Genomic DNA, 2489 nt, shown 5'->3' on the forward strand with positions numbered 1-2489 from the left:
GTGCGCCGAGCACGCGCTCGTCGGTGGGCAGCGTCACCACCATCTCCAACTCGCTGCGCATGCTGTATTCGCGCGCCGGCACCTATCCGCCGGGGCAGGACATCATCCATGCCGACGGCTTCTCGCCGAACACGCCGGCCGGTGCCTGCCCCACCTGCCATGGGCTGGGGCGCATCTACGACGCGACCGAGGCGTCGATGGTGCCGGACCGTTCGCTGAGCATCCGCGAGCGCGCGGTGGCGGCGTGGCCGCCGGCCTGGCACGGGCAGAACCTGCGCGACATCCTCACCACGCTCGGCCACGATGTCGACGTGCCGTGGGCGAAATTACCGAAGAAGACCCGCGACTGGATCCTGTACACCGACGAGCAACCGACCGTGCCGGTGTATCCCGGCTTCACCCTGGCCGAGACCCAGCGTGCGCTCAAGCGCAAGCAGGAGCCGGCGTACATGGGCACCTTCAGCAGCGCGCGCCGTTACGTGCTGCATACCTTCGCCAGCACGCAGAGCGCGCTGATCAAGAAACGCGTGGCGCAATACCTGATCAGCACCGCGTGCCCCAGCTGCGACGGCAAGCGGCTGCGCCGCGAGGCGCTGTCGGTGACTTTCGCCGGGCTGGATATCGGCGCACTGTCGCAGCGCCCGCTCGGCGAGGTGGTCGACCTGCTGCGGCCCGCGGCGGAAGGCCGCATGCAGGGCCGTTCGCGACATCCGGAACAGGCGCTGGCCGCACAGCGCATCGCCCAGGACCTGCTGGCGCGGATCCAGGTGGTGGAGGCGCTGGGGCTGGGCTATCTGACCCTGGAACGCAGCACGCCGACGCTGTCGCCGGGCGAACTGCAGCGGCTGCGTCTGGCCACGCAGATCCGCTCGCAGCTGTTCGGCGTGGTCTACGTGATGGACGAGCCATCGGCAGGCCTGCATCCGGCCGACACGCAGGCGTTGCTGGGCGCGCTTGACCAGCTCAAGGGCGCGGGCAATTCGTTGTTCGTGGTCGAGCACGAGATCGACGTGATCCGCCATGCCGACTGGATCGTCGATGTCGGCCCCGGTGCCGGCGAGCACGGCGGGCAGGTGCTGTACAGCGGTCCGCCGGCGGGACTGGCGCAGGTGCAGGCCTCGTCCACGCGCCGCTACCTGTTCGCCGAACCGCACGCCGCTGCCCATGCGCCGCGCACGCCGGAGGGCTGGCTGCAGTTGCGCGAGGTCAGCCGCAACAACGTGGTCGCGCTGGACGTGGACATCCCGCTGGGCGTGTTCACCACGGTCACCGGCGTGTCCGGCTCGGGCAAGTCCTCACTGGTCAGCCAGGCGCTGGTGGAATTGCTGGGCACGCAACTGGGGCAGGCGCCGGCCGAGGCGGAGGAGGAGCTGGATCCGTTGGAGCGCGGCGCGCGCGTCGCCACCGATGGCTACATTGCCGGCGGCCTGGAACACGTGCGGCGATTGGTACAGGTGGACCAGGCGCCGATCGGGCGCACGCCGCGCTCCAACCTGGCGACCTACACCGGCCTGTTCGACCATGTGCGCAAGCGTTTTGCGGCCACGCCGGCAGCGCGCAAGCGCAAGTACGACGCCGGGCGCTTTTCGTTCAACGTGGCCAAGGGCCGTTGCGAGACCTGCGAAGGCGAGGGCGCGGTGAGCGTGGAGCTGCTGTTCATGCCTAGCGTGTATGCGCCGTGCCCGACCTGCCATGGCGCGCGCTACAACGCCAAGACGCTGGAGATCGAACTGCGCGGCCAGAACATCGCCCAGGTGCTGCGCATGACCGTGGCGCAGGCGCTGGATTTCTTTGCCGACGATGCGGCGATCGCGCGGCCGCTGCAGGTGCTGATGGAGGTGGGCCTGGGCTATCTGCGCCTGGGCCAGCCGGCCACCGAACTGTCCGGCGGCGAGGCGCAGCGCATCAAGCTGGCCAGCGAACTGCAGCGTGCGCAGCGCCGCGGCACCGTGTACGTGCTGGACGAACCCACCACTGGTCTGCATCCGGCCGACGTGGACACGCTGCTGCGGCAATTGCACGGGCTGGTGGAGGCGGGCAACACCGTGGTGGCGGTGGAGCACGACATGCGCGTGGCCGCGGCCAGCGACTGGATCATCGACATGGGGCCAGGCGCGGGCGGGGCGGGCGGTAAGGTCGTGGCGGCGGGCGTGCCGAGCGTTGTGGCGACGCGTGCAGGCAGCCGAACGGCGCCTTTCCTGGCTGCGGAATTGGCGGGGTAGGCGCGCACGTCGCGGCGCGTGGTCTTCGTCAGTTCCGACACGGCGAGGGCATGTCGGAATGCACGATGATGTAGTCGCAGCGAGCGGAGCCTGCCGGGTGCCTGACCCTGCAAAGCGTCGGGACTGAAGTCCCTCCCACAGTGCACCCGGGTGAGGCTCCGCACGGCTCTGCGGCAAGGGCTCCGTGTAGTCTGAAAGCCGCCTGGAGCCGCTCCCGCAATGAAGTCTCATGCCGCATCGCGCATCGTGACGCGACAGCCCGCAGTG

At 69.7% G+C, this 2489-nt stretch carries 1 protein-coding gene; it reads left to right on the forward strand.

All coding sequences use genetic code 11. The annotated features are described in order from the left end of the window. A partial coding sequence (locus tag D180_RS10540) for an excinuclease ABC subunit UvrA (protein ID WP_017912765.1) occupies nt 1-2222 on the forward strand: 2222 nt, incomplete at its 5' end. Nucleotides 2223-2489: the final 267 nt, after the last annotated feature.

It is taken from the genome of Xanthomonas sp. SHU 166 (assembly GCF_000364685.1).
Lineage (GTDB): Bacteria > Pseudomonadota > Gammaproteobacteria > Xanthomonadales > Xanthomonadaceae > Xanthomonas_A > Xanthomonas_A sontii.